This is a genomic window from Streptomyces kurssanovii (assembly GCF_040677245.1).
Classification (GTDB): Bacteria; Actinomycetota; Actinomycetes; order Streptomycetales; family Streptomycetaceae; genus Streptomyces; species Streptomyces kurssanovii.
Genome location: NZ_JBFAQK010000001.1, coordinates 23,359 through 39,706, shown reverse-complemented (window position 1 = coordinate 39,706; position 16,348 = coordinate 23,359). Strand labels below are relative to the sequence as shown.

The 16,348-nt window shown below is 70.8% G+C and carries 14 protein-coding genes; 9 read left to right on the top strand and 5 right to left on the bottom strand.

Annotation, left to right across the window (positions count from 1 at the left end):
* Positions 1–7 precede the first annotated feature (7 nt).
* Positions 8–568 carry a hypothetical protein gene (locus tag AB0K36_RS00185; RefSeq protein ID WP_364586173.1) on the bottom strand — a complete coding sequence of 187 codons (561 nt, stop codon included), beginning with the start codon at positions 566–568 and terminating at the stop codon, positions 8–10.
* Between the two features lie 121 nt (positions 569–689).
* Between AB0K36_RS00185 and AB0K36_RS00180 the strand changes: the two genes are divergently transcribed.
* Together AB0K36_RS00180 and AB0K36_RS00175 are read left to right on the top strand one after the other, a co-directional pair.
* Positions 690–1,454 carry an SDR family NAD(P)-dependent oxidoreductase gene (locus AB0K36_RS00180; RefSeq protein WP_364586170.1) on the top strand — a complete coding sequence of 255 codons (765 nt, stop codon included), beginning with the start codon at positions 690–692 and terminating at the stop codon, positions 1,452–1,454.
* Complete coding sequence (locus AB0K36_RS00175; RefSeq protein ID WP_364586167.1) at positions 1,454–1,993, top strand: GNAT family N-acetyltransferase; 540 nt, start codon at positions 1,454–1,456, stop codon at positions 1,991–1,993. The genes AB0K36_RS00180 and AB0K36_RS00175 overlap by 1 nt, the downstream gene beginning before the upstream one ends.
* 66 nt (positions 1,994–2,059) lie before the next feature.
* Here AB0K36_RS00175 and AB0K36_RS00170 read toward each other — a convergent pair whose 3' ends face one another.
* Positions 2,060–3,253 (bottom strand): RtcB family protein, encoded by a 1,194-nt coding sequence (locus tag AB0K36_RS00170; RefSeq protein WP_364586164.1) that lies wholly within the window; start codon positions 3,251–3,253, stop codon positions 2,060–2,062.
* 184 nt (positions 3,254–3,437) lie between these two features.
* On the opposite strand from AB0K36_RS00170, the gene AB0K36_RS00165 reads away from it, so the two are divergent.
* The 3 genes from AB0K36_RS00165 to AB0K36_RS00155 all read left to right on the top strand — a co-directional run bounded on the left by AB0K36_RS00165 (position 3,438) and on the right by AB0K36_RS00155 (position 6,710).
* Complete coding sequence (locus AB0K36_RS00165; protein WP_364586161.1) at positions 3,438–4,289, top strand: DUF3558 domain-containing protein; 852 nt, start codon at positions 3,438–3,440, stop codon at positions 4,287–4,289.
* Positions 4,290–4,493: 204 nt separating this feature from the next.
* Positions 4,494–5,210, top strand: coding sequence for a DUF3558 domain-containing protein (locus AB0K36_RS00160; RefSeq protein ID WP_364586158.1), 717 nt, complete (start codon positions 4,494–4,496; stop codon positions 5,208–5,210).
* Between the two features lie 141 nt (positions 5,211–5,351).
* Entirely contained in the window at positions 5,352–6,710 is a 1,359-nt protein-coding gene (locus AB0K36_RS00155) for a DUF2637 domain-containing protein (protein ID WP_364586155.1), read from the top strand.
* Between the two features lie 318 nt (positions 6,711–7,028).
* Here the strand turns inward: AB0K36_RS00155 and lysS are convergent, their stop codons facing one another.
* Positions 7,029–8,762 carry a lysine--tRNA ligase gene (gene lysS / locus AB0K36_RS00150; RefSeq protein WP_364586152.1) on the bottom strand — a complete coding sequence of 578 codons (1,734 nt, stop codon included), beginning with the start codon at positions 8,760–8,762 and terminating at the stop codon, positions 7,029–7,031.
* 200 nt (positions 8,763–8,962) lie between these two features.
* Between lysS and argS the strand changes: the two genes are divergently transcribed.
* Positions 8,963–10,726, top strand: a complete 1,764-nt coding sequence (gene argS, locus AB0K36_RS00145; RefSeq protein ID WP_364586149.1) for an arginine--tRNA ligase — start codon at positions 8,963–8,965, stop codon at positions 10,724–10,726.
* 30 nt (positions 10,727–10,756) lie between these two features.
* Here the strand turns inward: argS and AB0K36_RS00140 are convergent, their stop codons facing one another.
* Complete coding sequence (locus AB0K36_RS00140) at positions 10,757–12,253, bottom strand: helix-turn-helix domain-containing protein (RefSeq protein WP_364586146.1); 1,497 nt, start codon at positions 12,251–12,253, stop codon at positions 10,757–10,759.
* Positions 12,254–12,457: 204 nt separating this feature from the next.
* Here AB0K36_RS00140 and AB0K36_RS00135 point away from each other — a divergent pair, with 204 nt between their 5' ends.
* Entirely contained in the window at positions 12,458–13,195 is a 738-nt protein-coding gene (locus AB0K36_RS00135) for a DUF4232 domain-containing protein (RefSeq protein WP_364586143.1), read from the top strand.
* 60 nt (positions 13,196–13,255) lie between these two features.
* Here AB0K36_RS00135 and AB0K36_RS00130 read toward each other — a convergent pair whose 3' ends face one another.
* Positions 13,256–13,528: a DUF1876 domain-containing protein gene (locus AB0K36_RS00130; RefSeq protein WP_159688898.1), complete on the bottom strand. Its 273-nt coding sequence runs from the start codon at positions 13,526–13,528 to the stop codon at positions 13,256–13,258.
* Positions 13,529–13,732: 204 nt separating this feature from the next.
* Between AB0K36_RS00130 and AB0K36_RS00125 the strand changes: the two genes are divergently transcribed.
* Together AB0K36_RS00125 and AB0K36_RS00120 are read left to right on the top strand one after the other, a co-directional pair.
* The gene (locus AB0K36_RS00125; RefSeq protein ID WP_364586140.1) at positions 13,733–15,226 is read left to right on the top strand and encodes a carboxylesterase/lipase family protein; all 1,494 of its coding nucleotides are present in this window, start codon (positions 13,733–13,735) and stop codon (positions 15,224–15,226) included.
* A gap of 177 nt (positions 15,227–15,403) precedes the next feature.
* A complete protein-coding gene (locus AB0K36_RS00120; RefSeq protein ID WP_435877750.1) occupies positions 15,404–16,273 on the top strand; it encodes a glycoside hydrolase family 19 protein in 870 nt (289 codons plus the stop codon).
* Positions 16,274–16,348: the final 75 nt, after the last annotated feature.

Below are 16,348 nucleotides of genomic sequence, written 5' to 3'. Positions count from 1 at the left end.
CCGTCCGTCAGAAGACGTACGGGTCCCCGGTGGCAGGGACCAGCACCCGGTGCTCGTCGTTCCCCGGGTTCCGGTCGCTCGCCCCGCCGTTCCACGCGGTGGCGACATGCAGCACGACCTCGTGCGGGCTGCCCGCCGTGCCCAGTTCCAGGCCGAGCGTCCGGCCCAGTCCGTCCGCGGGGAGGGCGCCCGTCGCGCACAGCAGCTCCCGCTCGGCCGCCCGCAGGCATCCGCGCGGCAGCTTCGGCGTACCGGCAGGCGGCACGGACAGGGTGAGCCGCACGGTCACTCCGGCGAGGGCGGAGGGACCGTGGTTCAGCGTCGTCACAGAGATCGCGATCCGCCCGTCGGTCAGCGAGACCCGGCCGTGGTGCGCCACATCGGCCTCCGGCGCGACGCCCACGACGTACCCGCCGTTCCCGCCCGCGCCCGCGCCCGCAGCGTCGACGCCCTCGACGTTTCCGTCACCCACACCGCCGCCGTCGACGCCGGCGCTCGCCGCCCCCGCACCGATCAGCAGCAGTACGGCCGCGGCCCCCGCCGAAAGGGCCCTTCGCATCGCATACATGAGCCAGAAGATACCTATTGCCCGACAATACGGGTGATTGCCCGGGAACTCCGGCGCGTCCTGCCGATTTATTCTGGCGGCGTCGCGATCACCATCGATCACACGCGCGAGGAGCTACGACATGAGCACCGCTGGGACACCCGTCGCCGTCGTCACCGGAGCCAGTAGTGGCATCGGTGCGGCCACCGGGCGCCAACTGGCCGCCGCCGGCTATCACGTGGTCCTCACCGCCCGCCGCAAGGACCGCATCGAGGCGCTCGCCGCCGAGCTCACCGCCGCCGGCCACCAGGCCACCGCCTACGCCCTCGACGTCACGGACCGCCCCGCCGTCGACTCCTTCGCCGCCGGCCTCGAGCGTTGCGACGTCCTCGTGAACAACGCGGGCGGCGCTCTGGGCGCAGACCCGGTCGCCACCGGCGACCCGGCCGACTGGCGACGCATGTTCGAGGTCAACGTCATCGGCACGCTCAACCTCACCCAGGCGCTGCTCCCGACGCTCACCGCGAGCGGCGACGGCACGGTCGTGATCCTCTCGTCCACCGCGGGCCTCAGCACCTACGAGGGCGGCGGCGGTTATGTCGCCGCCAAGCACGGCGAGCACGTCCTCGCCGAGACCCTCCGGCTGGAGATCGTCGGCACCCCGGTCCGGGTGATCGAGGTCGCCCCGGGCATGGTCAGGACGGAGGAGTTCGCGACCACCCGCTTCCGCGGCGACACCGACAAGGCCGCCAAGGTCTACGCGGGTGTGGCGGAGCCGCTCACCGCCGACGACGTCGCGGACACCATCACCTGGGCCGTCACCCGCCCGCCGCACGTCAACATCGATCTCCTGGTCGTCAGGCCCCGCGCCCAGGCGTCCAACTCGAAGGTGCACAGGGAGCTGTGATGCCCGACGGCCCCACCATCACCCGGCTGACCCCGGCCGCACTGCCCGCGGCCGCCCCCGGTCTCGCCGCGCTGCTCCTCGACGCCGTGGACGACGGAGCCTCCGTGGGCTTCACCTCGTCCCTCACCTCCGCGGAGGCCGAGGCCTGGTGGCGGTCCCTCGCCGCCGACCTCGCCGACGAGCGCGTGATCCTCTGGGCCGCTCACGACGGCGGCCGCCTCATAGGCACCGTCCAGCTCAGGCTCGAGACGTCCGCCAACGGCCGGCACCGCGCCGAGATAGCCAAGCTCCTGGTCCACCGCGCCGCCCGTGGGCGCGGCAGCGCCCGCCGCCTCCTCGCCACGGCCGAGGCTTTCGCCTCCGCGTCCGGCCGCACCCTGCTGATGCTGGACACCCAGACCGGCAGCGCGGCGGAGCGCCTCTACCGCACCTCGGGCTGGTCGACCCTCGGCACGCTCCCCGACTACGCCGCCGACCCTTCCGGCACGCTGCGCCCGACGACGTTCTTCCACAAGTCGCTGCCGGTGGCGGGCGGCTGAGACATGCGGCGGGCCCCGGACCGATCCGGTCCGGGGCCCGCGAGGAAGGGCATCGGGCCGCGGCCCTCAGCCCTTCACACAAATGACCTGCTTCAGCTTGGCGACGACCTCGACCAGGTCCCGCTGCTGATCGATGACCTTCTCGATCGGCTTGTAGGCACCCGGGATCTCGTCCACCACGCCGGAGTCCTTACGGCACTCCACCCCCCGCGTCTGCTCCTCCAGGTCACGCGCGGAGAAGCGCCGCTTCGCCGCGTTCCGGCTCATCTTGCGGCCGGCGCCGTGCGAGGCCGAGTTGAAGGACGCCTCGTTGCCGAGGCCCTTCACGATGTACGAGCCGGTGCCCATCGAGCCGGGGATGATCCCGAAGTCACCGCTGCCGGCCCGGATGGCGCCCTTGCGTGTGACCAGTAGGTCCATGCCCGCGTACCGCTCCTCCGCCACGTAGTTGTGGTGGCAGCTGATCTCCTGCTCGAAGCTGACCTTGGCCTTCCTGAACTCCTTGCGGATCACTTCCTTGAGGAGCCCCATCATGACCGCGCGGTTGTACTTGGCGTACTCCTGCGCCCAGAAGAGGTCGTTGCGGTAGGCCGCCATCTGCGGGGTGTCCGAGACGAACACCGCCAGGTCGCGGTCGACCAGCCCCTGGTTGTGGGGAAGCTTCTGCGCTTCACCGATGTGATGTTCCGCAAGCTCCTTGCCGATGTTCCGAGAACCGGAGTGCAGCATGAGCCACACCGAACCGGCCGTGTCGACGCACACTTCGACGAAGTGGTTTCCGCTGCCTAGCGTCCCCATCTGCTTGGTGGCACGCTCCCGGCGGAACTTCACCGCGTCGGCCACCGAGTCGAACCGCTCCCAGAGTCCGTCCCAGCCGCCGGCCTGGAGGCCGTACACCCTGCCGGGGTCGACCATCTCGTCGTGCATGCCGCGCCCCACCGGGATGGCCTGCTCGATCCGGGTACGGAGTCGCGAGAGGTCGCCCGGCAGGTCGTTGGCCGTCAGCGACGTCCGCACCGCCGACATACCGCAGCCGATGTCCACACCGACGGCCGCCGGACAGACCGCCCCGTGCATCGCGATCACCGAGCCCACGGTGGCGCCCTTGCCGTAGTGGACGTCCGGCATCACGGCGAGGCCCTTGATCCACGGCAGCGTGGCCACGTTCCGCAGCTGCTGCAGCGCGACGTCCTCGACCGTCGAAGGGTCGGTCCACATACGGATCGGGACCTTGGCGCCCGGCATCTCCACGTACGACATATCTACTCGATTCCCCCGGAACGGCGTGAAACGCAAATGACGTGCCCAATGGCGGCGAAAGACTCGACAGACCGGCGGCCACGGCAGCGTGTGCGATAGACATTGTGTCCATCGGCCTCCGAACGGCGGCAACCAGTTTTCGCCGTGAGAGCGGCACGGAGCACAGACAGAAGGGAGCCCGGGCGTGCAACGAAAGGCGTACGTGCCCGGCGTGGCGGCGCTTCTCGCGGCGCTCGTGACCGGCTGCACCGCCGGCGACGGCACCGAAGGCTCCGACATCGACGCCAAGGTCAACGGGGCCAAAGCCTCCGCGGCGCCCCCCGGCAAGTACCGCACGCTTCTCGAGCCGTGCGGGTCCGTCGAGCTTTCCACGCTGAAGGACCTGCTGCCGGGCACCGTGACGCTGCCCGAGGAGCAGCAGCAGAAGGTCCTGCGCGGCACCGCCGCCGTCACCTACGACACGGACCGCCGGGTCGCGTGCAGCTGGAAGGGCGACGCCCCGGACGCCTCGCACCAGCTGCGAGTCGACTTCGAGCGTGTCGTCTCCTACGACCCGGCCGTCAGCGACGACGACCGTGCGCAGGAGGTCTTCGAGAAGAAGCAGGGTTCCGCTTCCGTCCCGATCGCGCCCCTGAAGGACGATCCGGAGACGGACAGCGCCTCACCGTCGGCGACGCAGAGCCCCGCGGCCGGGAGTTCGAGCGGCGCCGGCCCGGGTGCCGGAGCCTCCACGGACACGGCGGCCGGGGCATCCGCGTCCGCAGGTACGTCCTCCTCCGCTCCCGCTCTCGAGGGCCTCGAGCCTCGGGCGCTGGAAGGGCTCGGTGACGCGGCGTTCCTGGACGACGTGCTGGGCCGCGCCGGTTCCACGGTTCAGCGCCGCACCGTGAGCGTGGTGTTCCGCACATCCAATGTGATCGTCACCGTCGTCTACGGCGAGCAGCCGGCCGTGACGGGAGGAGTGCCGGACAGCAAGGAACTGCAGGAAAAGGCGCGGACTCTGGCCCGGAAGCTGGCGGAGCAGTTCGACGAGTGAGCGGCCTCGCGGCCCGGATTCTCCCGTTCGTGCGTTCAGCGGTCCGGCCCACAGCTGTGGCGGGTCCGCGTACGGTGGCCTCGCCGGTCCGTCCGGCGGCCGGCCCGACGGACCGGTTGCCCGACCGCCCGGCTGCCTGACCGATCGACCGAATAGACCCACCGAGTACCTGACCGACCGAGTACCTGACCGACTGAAGGAACCATGCACCGTTCAGCCACGCGACTCACCCGCATACTCGCCTGCGCCGCCGTCCCGGTGATGCTCGTCGTCGCAGGCTGCTCCTCGGACTCCGACAGCGCCTCCAAGGGCTCCGCTTCTTCCGCCTCCGCCGCCCCCGAGGCCAAGAAGTCCCCGACCGTCGCTCCCGCCAAGTTCAGCAAGCTGCCGAGTCCGTGCGACTCGATCGCGGAGAAGACGATCGAGGATCTGGTGCCCGGGACCAAGTCCAAGAACGGCACGGCCGGCAAGTCGTCGGACATCGCTCGGCGCGGCAGCTGTTCCTGGAACGGCCTGGACGACAACGGTGTGAAGGGCTCGCAGTACCGCTGGCTCGATGTCTCGTTCCTGCGCTACGACTCCGACGCCTCCCTCGCCGTGAGCGGCGAGCAGCGTGCCGTGGAGTCGTACGCCAAGGAGATCGCGAAGGCCAAGGGCACCGAGGGCGCCAAGGACGTCAAGACCACTCCGGCTCCGGGTGTGGGCGGGGAGGCGACGACGGTCAACTACACGCTGCGCAAGACCGACGAGAACTTCACGTACGTCACGATCGTGGCCCGCACCGAGAACGCTGTGGTGACGCTCACGTACAACGGCACGGGTTACGCGGGTGCGAAGAATCCGTCCGCCGCCGATCTGACGAAGGACGCCGTCAAGGCCGCCAAGGAGGCAGTGGCCTCGGTCGCCACGGCCAACAAGTAGTACACAAGTACGTAACGCCGGGAGCCCGGAGGGCCGGGCTCCGGTGGCATGTGCCAGGCTGTGCCCGCCGGTTCAGGATCCGCGCAGGGCCCTGTGCGGAAATCCGGTCCAGGAATTGGGGAGGGGTCGCGGGTGGCCGCGATGCAGCTGACACGCACGCACCGAATACTCATCGGTGTCGTCGTCGCGGGCGCGTTGATCATCGCCGCGATCGGCTTCGCCGGGTCGTACGCCGCCGTGCGCGAGCTCGCGGAGCAGAAGGGCTTCGGCGACTTCTCCCTGGTCTTCCCCATCGGCATCGACGCCGGCATCTGTGTGCTGCTGGCGCTCGACCTGCTGCTGACGTGGATGCGGATACCTTTCCCGCTGCTGCGCCAGACGGCCTGGCTGCTGACCTTCGCGACGATCGCGTTCAACGGCGCGGCGGCGTGGCCGGATCCGCTCGGTGTCGGCATGCACGCCGTCATCCCGATCCTGTTCGTCGTCGCCGTCGAGGCGGCCCGGCACGCGGTCGGCCGGATCGCGGACATCACGGCGGACAAGCACATGGAGGGCGTGCGGCTCACCCGCTGGCTGCTCTCCCCCGTCCCGACGTTCAAGCTGTGGCGGCGGATGAAGCTGTGGGAGCTGCGCAGCTACGAGCAGGTGATCAAGCTCGAGCAGGACCGGCTGATCTACCAGGCCCGTCTGCAGGCGCGTTTCGGCCGGGCGTGGCGGCGCAAGGCGCCGATCGAGGCGCTGATGCCGCTGCGGCTGGCGAAGTTCGGCGTGCCGCTGGCGCAGACGGCCCCGGCGGGCCTGGCGGCCGCGGGCATCGAGCCGGTGCTGCTGCCCCCGGCGCCGCAGGTCGAGGTCGACATGGCCGGCGGCAATCGTGCGGCTGGGGCGGCACCGGTGGGCGCAGCGGCACCTCCCGCCGAGCAGCGCCCCCAGTTGGAGAGCGTCTCCATCCAGCAGCCGGATTTCACCGAGTACCAGGAGCAGATCCCCCAGGCTGAGGCCCCCGCCCCGGACGAGAGCCCCTGGCTGCACGCCCGCCACCCCCAAGAGGTCCCCTATCAGGGCGGCTACAACCCCTTGTACGACCCCGAGGAACAGTACGAGGAGTGGTACAAGGAGCAGGATCCGGAGGAGTATCAGCAGTTCGGGCCGGACCCCCGGGACCCCCGGTACCAGCAACAACAGTTCGAGGCCCCGGAGCCCCAGGACCGCGAGAACTCTCCGGAGGAGACCGGCAGCTTCCCCATCCCTGTCGGCCCCGGCCGCACGCGCGAGCTGGGCAACGGCGGCGGCACCCCCGAACCCGCCGCCCCGGAGGAGGAGTCGTACTACCAGGTCTTCAAGAAGTCGATAAACGGCAGCTACCCGACGCCGCGCGAGTTCATCGACAACGTGGAGGCCGAGTTCCGCGTCACCCTCCCCGCCGAGGAGTCGAAACGCCTGGTCAGCCGCTTCACCAACCGCCACACCGCGGAGCTGGAAGAGGACCACATCGCGTAGGGAGCAACGTCGGGCGTGCTCGGCACTCGATGGCTGGGTCGGCGCTCAGGTCTCGCCATCGGGTGAATCCTGCGGCAATCAACGCATCACGCTCAGCGTTGGAGCGCACCTGGAGCCGTGACGGCCCGAGGCGGGGAGCCCTCACCGTCCTCCGGTGCCGTGGCCGCCTCGTCGTGCGCACGGCGGTCCCCGGGTAGGCCGACACGGCGGATCTCCTGGTAGGCCGACACGGTGGGTCCCCGGGTAGGCCGAAGGGTGTGCGGAAACGCCGCAGGGCCCTCGCCCCTCTCGGGGCGAGGGCCCTGCCGGGCGCGGTCGTCAGGCGGCCAGCAGCTTGCGGACCCGGTCGGCACCGACCGCCAGCAGCAGCGTGGGCAGACGCGGCCCGGTCTCGCGGCTGACGAGCAGGCGGTACAGCAGGGCGAAGAACGAGCGCTGGGCGGTCTTCAGCTCCGGCGTGGGCTTGGCGTCCGGCTCCAGACCGGCCATCACCTTCGGCACGCCGTAGACGAGCGTGGTCAGGCCGTCCAGCGACCAGTGCGTGTCCAGGCCCTCCAACAGCAGCCGCAGCGACTCCCGGCCCTCGTCGTCCAGGGAGGCGAGCAGCTCGGTGTCGGGCTCGGCGCGGACCACGGTGCGCTGGTCGGCCGGGACCTGGGTGGTGATCCAGTTCTCGGCGCGGTCGAGCCGCGGCCGTGCCTCGTCGAGCGAGGTGAGCGGGTTCGCCGGGTCGAGGTCGCTGAGGATGCGCAGGGTCTGCTCGTCGTGGCCGCCGGTGATGTCGACGACGGAGGCGAGCGTGCGGTAGGGCAGCGGGCGCGGGGTGCGCGGCAGCTCACCGGCGGCGGTGCGGACGGCCCGCGAGTACGCGGCGGCGTCGGCCGGCAGCGCGCTGCCGTCCTCGACCTTCGCGGCGAGCTTGTCCCACTCGTCGTAGAGCCGCTGGATCTCCTGGTCGAAGGCGATCTTGAAGGACTGGTTGGGCCTGCGGCGGGCGTACAGCCAGCGCAGCAGCGGCGCCTCCATGATCTTCAGCGCGTCGGCCGGGGTCGGCACGCCACCGCGCGACGACGACATCTTGGCCATGCCGCTGATGCCGACGAAGGCGTACATGGGGCCGATCGGCTGGACGCCGTCGAAGATCTCGCGGACGATCTGCCCGCCGACGACGAAGGACGAGCCCGGGGAGGAGTGGTCGACGCCGCTCGGCTCGAAGATCACTCCTTCGTAGGCCCAGCGCATCGGCCAGTCGACCTTCCAGACGAGCTTGCCGCGGTTGAACTCGCTCAGCCGGACGGTCTCGCTGAAGGTGCAGGCGGTGCAGGTGTACGCCAGCTCGGTGGTCGCGTCGTCGTACGAGGTGACCGTGGTCAGGTCCTTGCCGCACTGCCCGCAGTAGGGCTTGTACGGGTAGTACCCGCCGGCGCCGCCGCTGCCGTCGTCCTCCGCGGCCGCGCCGGAGCCCTCCGCGGCCTCGAGCTCCGCCTCGTCGACCGGCTTCTGCGACTTCTTCGCGGGTGCCTTCTTGGTGCGGTACTGGTCGAGGATCGCGTCGATGTCGCCGCGGTGCTTCATCGCGTGCAGGATCTGCTCGCGGTAGGCGCCCGACGTGTACTGCTCGGTCTGGCTGATCCCGTCGTACTCGACGCCCAGCTCGTCCAGGGCGGCGGTCATCGCGGCCTTGAAGTGCTCGGCCCAGTTCGGGTGGGCCGAGCCGGCGGGCGCGGGGACCGAGGTGAGCGGCTTGCCGATGTGCTCCGCCCAGGACTCGTCGACGCCCTCGACACCGGCCGGCACCTTGCGGTAGCGGTCGTAGTCGTCCCAGGAGATCAGGTGGCGGACCTCGTGGCCGCGCCGCCGGATCTCGTCGGCGACCAGGTGCGGGGTCATGACCTCGCGGAGATTGCCCAGGTGGATGGGGCCGGAGGGGGACAGTCCGGACGCGACGACGACCGGTTTGCCAGGCGCACGTCGCTCCGACTCGGCGATGACCTCGTCCGCGAAACGGGAGACCCAGTCGGTCTCGGTGCTGCTCTGAGCCACGGTCGGCACGTCCTTCTTTCTCGAAGCTTCTCGAAGCTGGCTGAAGCTGGGGCGGAGCTGGGCGGAGCCGGAGCTCTCAGCCATTCTCCCAGACGGAGCAGATCGCTCCGGGCCCTGCGGGGCGCGGCTCATTGTTCCGGGAAACCGCTTGTGTCTCCATGGGATACTTGACAACCGCAACAGACCTTCTCCTATCGGAACGGAAGCTCATGGCCTCGGTCCCTTCCCTCGCTTCGAATGTGCAGCAGCGCCTCGCGGACGCCCTCACGGCAGCCCTGCCGGAGGCCGGTGCCGCCGACCCCCTGCTGCGACGAAGCGACCGGGCCGACTTCCAGGCCAACGGCATCCTGGCGCTGGCCAAGAAGCTCAAGGGCAATCCCCGTGAGCTGGCGGCCAAGGTCGTGGACGCCATCGGCCCGAACGACGTCCTGGGGGACATCGAGGTCTCCGGCCCCGGCTTCCTGAACATCACGATCACCGACAAGGCGATCACTCGGACGCTGGCCGCGCGTGCGGCCGACGACCGCCTCGGCGTGCCCTTCGCCGCGGAGCCCGGCACCACGGTGATCGACTACGCGCAGCCGAACGTGGCCAAGGAGATGCACGTGGGCCATCTGCGGTCCGCCGTGATCGGCGACGCGATGGTGCAGATCCTGGAGTTCACCGGCGAGAAGGTGGTCCGTCGCCACCACATCGGCGACTGGGGCACCCAGTTCGGCATGCTCATCCAGTACCTGATCGAGCACCCGCACGAGCTGGACCACAGGGACGGAGTCTCCGGCGAGGAGGCGATGTCCAACCTGAACCGTCTCTACAAGGCGTCCCGCACCCTGTTCGACTCCGATGAGGAGTTCAAGGACCGGGCCAGGCGCCGGGTGGTGGACCTCCAGGCCGGCGACGAGGAGACCCTCGCGCTGTGGCAGAAGTTCGTCGACGAGTCGAAGATCTACTTCTACTCGGTCTTCGAGAAGCTCGACATGGAGATCCGTGACCCCGACATCGTCGGTGAGTCCGGGTACAACGACATGCTCGACGAGACCTGCCGCATCCTCGAGGAGTCCGGCGTCGCCGTGCGCTCCGAGGGCGCGCTGTGCGTGTTCTTCGACGACGTGAAGGGCCCCGACGGCAATCCGGTCCCGCTGATCGTGAAGAAGTCCAACGGCGGCTACGGCTACGCCGCGACGGACCTCTCCGCGATCCGCGACCGTGTGCAGAACCTCGGCGCCGACACCCTCGTGTACGTCGTGGACGCCCGCCAGTCCCTGCACTTCAAGATGGTCTTCGAGACCGCCCGCCGGGCCGGCTGGCTGAACGACAAGGTCAAGGCGGTCCAGCTGGCCTTCGGCACCGTCCTGGGCAAGGACGGCAAGCCGTTCAAGACCCGTGAGGGCGAGACGGTGCGTCTGGTGGACCTGCTGGACGAGGCGATCGACCGTGCGACGGCGGTGGTGCGCGAGAAGGCCGAGAAGGTGGGCCTGAGCGACCAGGAGATCGTCGAGAACGGCCGGTATGTGGGCGTCGGCGCGGTGAAGTACGCCGACCTGTCGACGTCCGCGGTGCGCGACTACAAGTTCGACCTGGACCAGATGGTGTCGCTGAACGGCGACACGTCCGTGTACCTGCAGTACGCGTACGCCCGTATCCAGTCGATCAAGCGCAAGGCGGGCGACCGGAGTCCGGTCGCGCACCCGGAGCTCGCGCTCGCCCCGGCGGAGCGTGCGCTGGGTCTGCACCTGGACCAGTTCGGTGAGGTGCTGGCCGAGGTGGCGTCCTCGTACGAGCCGCACAAGCTGGCCGCGTACCTGTACCAGCTGGCCTCGCACCTGACGACGTTCTACGACCAGTGCCACGTGCTGAGCGCGGACAACCCGCCGGAGGTCGTGGAGAACCGCCTCTTCCTCGTCGATCTCACCGGGCGCACGCTGCACCAGGGCATGGCGCTGCTGGGCATCCGGACGCCCGAGCGGCTCTGATCACACGGTTCCGCCCACTGGCCGGACGAGTCAGCGAGCCACCCACTCGCCCTTGTCCGGCCAGTAGTCGTACATGGGCCGGCCTTCCGCGGCACTGGTACGGAACGGCCTGCCGCCGTCGTCGACGCGGACGGTCCCGCTCCGGTCGCCGCTGCTCCAGGCGACCTCCAGGTACCAGCTGACGTCGTGCCCCTCGGTGTGCACGTCGAAGTTGAGAACCTGCGGATCGTTCGACGCCACCTTGTACGGGAAGTCCTTGGCGGGCACGGTCAGATCGCCGTCCGTTCCCGCGACGGGCTTCACGACGGGACGGCCCGCGTCGAGGTCGATGTCGAAGGTCTGCGGAGTGACGCCGCTGCCGCACCCCTCTCCCATCGAGTGCACGTTCCACGCCAGTGCCGCGCCCCGCGCCACGGTCCGTACATGCACGGCGTTGATGACGACCGAGTCCTCGGTCCTGCCGGTGGCGGTCAGCTGCAGATGCATACGGCCGGCGTCGACGCCACCGAGCACTTGGGCCCAGCGCCGACGGTCCTGCGGGGCGGGCGGCGGGGGGAGTCCGTCCGACTTGCCTTCGAACAGGTAGTACTGCCCGCACGGCGAGGCCCAGTTGTACGAACTGACCCCCACGCGCAGCGGCACACCGCCGGTCCCGGCCGGCGCCTCGCCGTCCCGGGACGCCTCCGCGGACGGGGTCGCGCCGGCAGAGGAGGCGCTCGCGTCCGGGCTGCCGCTCGGGGATGCACTCGCGGAGGGCGAGGCGGAGGCGGTGACGGGGGCGGTACGGGACGCGGCGGCCCGGGTCGGTCCGACGGATCCGGCAGGCCCCTCGGCCCTGGTGCCGGTATCGCCGGAGTCACCGGCGTTGAGGGCGACGACTCCCACGGGGACGGCGAGCGCGACGACGGCGGCCGCGGCAAGGGCCACGAGGAGGGCCCGGCGCCGGGCGCCTCCGACGGTGCCGACCCGCGGTCCGCCCTCGCCGGTCTCGCCGGTCTCGCCGGTCTCCTCGGCGTCGTCGGTCTCGTCGGTGTCCGGTGGCGGAGCGGGCTCGTCCGCGGCAGCGGCGGAGGCTGCCCGGGACCCGGCCGCCTCGGCCGCGACGCCGGCCCTCGCATCCCCGCCTGTGACGCCGGTCCTCGCATCCCCGCCCGTGGTGTCGGCCCCGACACCCGCTTCCTCGTCGGCCGCCACCGGCGTGACCGGCACAACCGGCGTGACCGGCGCGGCGGGCGCGACGGCCGGGGTCGCCGTCTCCGCTCCGGCGCGTCCGCGCCGACGGGACTCGTCCGCGAGGATCCACCGCCTGTGCAGATCGACCAACTCCTCGCGCTGCGCACCGCACAGCCGGGCGAGCCGGTCGACGGAGGCGAACTCGGCCGGAACAGCGTCGCCGTTGCAGTAGCGGTGCAGCGTCGATGTGCTGACGTGCAGCTTGCCGGCCAGCACTCCGTAGCTGAGTCCCGAGCGGTCCTTCAACTGCCGCAGCACAGCCGCGAGCTGCTCGGCCTCCGGCGTTGTCGCCACTGCTGTTCTCCCCCATGTCATGCCGGTGCCACGTCCCGGAACGTCGTTCCAGGCAAAGGTTTTCCGCCCAGGTCAGAGTACGCGCAGGCATTCCGGCATCCCCAATGGTCCGGCGGGCGTTGCGGCCGGAATCCGCCCCTCGCCAACCTGTGACCACGCCGCAAGGCACCGCAGAGAACGACCTTTCGAACGGGGAGAACCACCATGCGCACCAAGCTGATCCGCACCACGGCCGTCGCCGCCACCGCCCTGATGGCGGCCCTCTCGCTCACCGCCTGCCAGAGCGACGACGGCGCCCAGGACGAAGGCGCGGCCCCCACCGCGAGTGCTCCCGCCACGCAGAAGCCGGCAACGGACCCGACCGCGGCCCCCACCTCGGACCCCGTGACCCCCGCGAGCCCGTCGGCCGAGAAGCCGGCCGGCAACGGCAACAAGGGCAACGGCAAGGGCAGCAGCGGAGGCAGCACCGGAGGTTCCGCCGCCGGCACCGGCGGCGGAACCGAAGACGCGGGCCCGGTCATGACCGCCTGCGGCGCGGACGTGAAGGTCACCTACAGCACGGTGCGCCGGCCCATCAACCACGCGCTGCTCACCATGACCAACACCGGCTCCCAGCCGTGCAACGCGTACCACGCGCCGCTGCTCCGCTTCGACGACGCGCAGGCCGCCACGGCCGTCCACCAGGACAGCAGGCCGCAGGCCGTCGTCACCATCGCGCCCGGCGAGTCCGCCTACGCCTCGATCATGCTGGCGTCCGCGGACGGCAGCGGGACCGACGGTCGCACGGCCACAAGGCTCGCCGTGCACTTCGCCCCGCGCAGCGGCTCCGGCTCGACCGACGCCGCCCCGGCTGTGATCAGCCTGCCGGCCGGCACGTACACCGACACCACCACGACGGTCAGCTACTGGCAGGGCTCTATGGACGACGCCCTCATGTACTGATTCCTGTGCGGGTGATCCGGGGTCCCGGGACGGCCGGGGCCCCCGATCACCGGCTCCCGCTCACCGCAGGAGCTGGTGGGACTGCCTTCCTGATGCCTGGTCGATCTCCGTGTGCGCCTTCTGCAGGAGCTGGGAAGCGAGGTCCATCAGCGCACGGGCGCCGGCGATCTCCTCACCGACGAGCAGTTGCGGCTGGTCGGAGTGGTGCCTATTCGCGTTTCCGTGTCCGCGGTACTCCGTCCCGTCACCGAGCCTCACCATGGCGGCCGCCCTGGTCCGGTCGCCGTCCTCCTTGAACTCCATCTCGATGTGCCATCCGACGAGTGTCTGCATGACGGTTCACCTCCAGCGGTACCCCTTCAAGGGTGCGCCGCACGGTCCCTGAACGCGAGTGCGCGCCGCTGGAACACCGGCGGGCGCACGGCCCGCGGCCCTGCCGGTGGGACCGGCCCCCCACCCGGGGTGCACCTGACGACACCCGCGGTACGGGGGTACGTCGGCTGCCCGCGGACGCGCCGCTTCCATAGCTTCATGGGCATGTCCAACACCATCGTGATGATCACCGCCGTCGCCGCCCTCGCGGCCGGCTCCCTGACCGGAACCGGCGCAGACATCGGCCCGCCGACCGGCCCCTCCCCCGTCGTGCGCACGGCGGACGGCGCGGTGCGCGGCACCCTCACCGGGACCGCCCGCGTCTTCCAGGGCATCCCGTACGCCGCCCCGCCCGCGCGCTGGGAGCCGCCCCGGCCCGTGCGTGCCTGGCGAGGCGTACGGGACGCGACCGAGCCGGGGGCCGCGTGCGCGCAGTCCGGCGCCATCCCGGTCAAGGGCCCGCAGAGCGACGCCGAGGACTGCCTCTTCGTCAACGTCACGACTCCGCGCGCCGCCGCGCCGTCGCCCCGTCCGGTCATGGTCTGGCTGCACGGCGGGGACCACGAGGACGGCGAGGGAGCGATGTACGGGGCGCGGCGTCTCGCGGCGGGCGGCGACGTCGTGGTCGTGACGGTCAACTACCGGCTCGGCGCCCTCGGCTACCTGGGCGACGGCAACTTCGGTCTCCAGGACCAGCAGGCGGCCCTCCGGTGGGTCCGGGAGAACGCGGCGGCCTTCGGCGGCGATCCGCGCAATGTGACGCTGTTCGGCGAGTCGGGCGGCGCCCGCAGCGTCTGCGCGAACCTGGTCTCGCCCGCGTCGACGGGCCTGTTCCACCGGGCGGTCCTGCAGAGCGGCCCGTGCCTGGACGACGACGAGACCCTGACACGGGCCGAGGCCCTGCGTCACGCGCGGCACCTGACGGGGAAGTTCGAGAAGCCCCTGCGCACGGTGCCCGCGGCGGAGCTGGTGGCGGCTGACGACGAGGAGACGCGCTACGGCCCCGTCTACGGCACCCCGTTGCTGCCCCGCACGCCGCGCGAGGCGTTCGCGTCCGGACGCTTCAACCGCGTGCCCGTACTGCACGGCATCAACCGCGACGAGGAGACGTTCCGCGTCTACGGCCTGGAGCTGTCCCGGCAGAGGCTCCTCGACGAGCACGACTTCCGTGCGTACGTGACCGGCGCTTACGGCGCGGAGGTCGCGGAGAAGGCGCTCGCGCGGTATCCGGCGAGCGCGTACGGCGGCTCGTACGGACGGGCGCTCGCGGCGGCCATGACGGACGCCGTCTGGGGGCGCTCGGCGATCGCCACCGATGACGCCCTGGGCACGCGAACGCCGACGTACGCCTACGAGTTCTCCGAGCAGGACAACCCGTGGTTCAAGGACTTCCCGCCGGCGAGCTTCCCGGTCGGCGCCCCGCATCTCGCCGAGCTGCCGTATCTGTTCGACCTGGCCTGGGCCGAGCCGCTCACCGGGGAGCAGCGGCGGCTGGCCGCGGCGCTGACCGGAATCTGGTCGGACTTCGCGCGCACCGGCCGTGCCCCGTGGCAGCCGTACACGCCGGACGCGCCGCACACCGCTGCCATCTCGTCCGAGGGTGTTCGCCCCACGGACCTGGCGAAGGAGCACAACCACTCCTTCTGGAAGGACCTCTGAGGCTGCCGGCCCCGGGACTTACCCGGAAGTCACATTGGTCTATACCTTGACTCGATCACGTCAATCACGCTTGAGTGTGCGCACAGCCCCCCACCGCGGCCTGACCCGGCGAGCAACTGCCGCTTCGGGTAAGGCCGTTGCGCTCAAAGGAGTGATCGAGTGCTGAGAACCCGCCTCATGGCACTGCTGACCGCCGTCCTCATGGCCACCGGCCTCGCCGTCGCCCTGACACCCTCCGCGTCCGCCGCCGGCCCGTGCGACACCGCCACGGACTGGCGCCAGGGCGCCTGGTACACGGCTGGCAACGTTGTCAGGTACAACGGCTCCTACTACATAGCCGAGCACGACAATCCGGGCTACAGCCCGACGATCAGCACCTGGTACTGGGACCCGTACACCTGCAGCGGCGGCGGCACCCCGTCCCCGTCCGGCTTCGTGGTCAGCGAGTCGCAGTTCAACCAGATGTTCCCGAACCGGAACCCGTTCTACACGTACAGCGGTCTCACCGCGGCCCTGAGCGCCTACCCGGCGTTCGCCAACACCGGCAGCGACACGGTGAAGAAGCAGGAGGCGGCGGCGTTCCTCGCCAACGTCAGCCACGAGACCGGCGGCCTGGTCCACATCGTCGAGCAGAACACCGCCAACTACCCGCACTACTGCGACTGGAGCCAGCCGTACGGCTGCCCGGCCGGACAGGCGGCCTACTACGGCCGCGGCCCGATCCAGCTCAGCTGGAACTTCAACTACAAGGCCGCGGGCGACGCGCTCGGCATCGACCTGCTGAACAACCCCTGGCGGGTGGAGCGCGAGGCGGCCGTGGCCTGGAAGACCGGCCTCTGGTACTGGAACACCCAGAACGGCCCGGGCACGATGACCGGCCACAACGCCATGGTCAACCAGGCGGGCTTCGGTCACACCATCCGCTCGATCAACGGCTCCCTGGAGTGCGACGGCAAGAACCCGGCGCAGGTCCAGAGCCGGGTGACCAAGTACCAGCAGTTCACGCAGATCCTCGGCGTGCCCGCCGGCTCGAACCTCTACTGCTGAGCCGCCGGACCTCATGAACGGGCCGCGGACCGGGGAGACGACGTCCCCCGGCCGCGGCCGCACCATGTCACGGGC

Coding starts and splice junctions, on each gene's coding strand:
- AB0K36_RS00185 (WP_364586173.1), bottom strand. CDS start 568: ATGTATGCGATGCGAAGGGCCCTTTCGGCGGGGGCCGCGGCCGTACTG.
- AB0K36_RS00180 (WP_364586170.1), top strand. CDS start 690: ATGAGCACCGCTGGGACACCCGTCGCCGTCGTCACCGGAGCCAGTAGT.
- AB0K36_RS00175 (WP_364586167.1), top strand. CDS start 1,454: ATGCCCGACGGCCCCACCATCACCCGGCTGACCCCGGCCGCACTGCCC.
- AB0K36_RS00170 (WP_364586164.1), bottom strand. CDS start 3,253: ATGTCGTACGTGGAGATGCCGGGCGCCAAGGTCCCGATCCGTATGTGG.
- AB0K36_RS00160 (WP_364586158.1), top strand. CDS start 4,494: ATGCACCGTTCAGCCACGCGACTCACCCGCATACTCGCCTGCGCCGCC.
- AB0K36_RS00155 (WP_364586155.1), top strand. CDS start 5,352: ATGCAGCTGACACGCACGCACCGAATACTCATCGGTGTCGTCGTCGCG.
- argS (WP_364586149.1), top strand. CDS start 8,963: ATGGCCTCGGTCCCTTCCCTCGCTTCGAATGTGCAGCAGCGCCTCGCG.
- AB0K36_RS00135 (WP_364586143.1), top strand. CDS start 12,458: ATGCGCACCAAGCTGATCCGCACCACGGCCGTCGCCGCCACCGCCCTG.
- AB0K36_RS00130 (WP_159688898.1), bottom strand. CDS start 13,528: ATGCAGACACTCGTCGGATGGCACATCGAGATGGAGTTCAAGGAGGAC.
- AB0K36_RS00125 (WP_364586140.1), top strand. CDS start 13,733: ATGTCCAACACCATCGTGATGATCACCGCCGTCGCCGCCCTCGCGGCC.
- AB0K36_RS00120 (WP_435877750.1), top strand. CDS start 15,404: ATGGCACTGCTGACCGCCGTCCTCATGGCCACCGGCCTCGCCGTCGCC.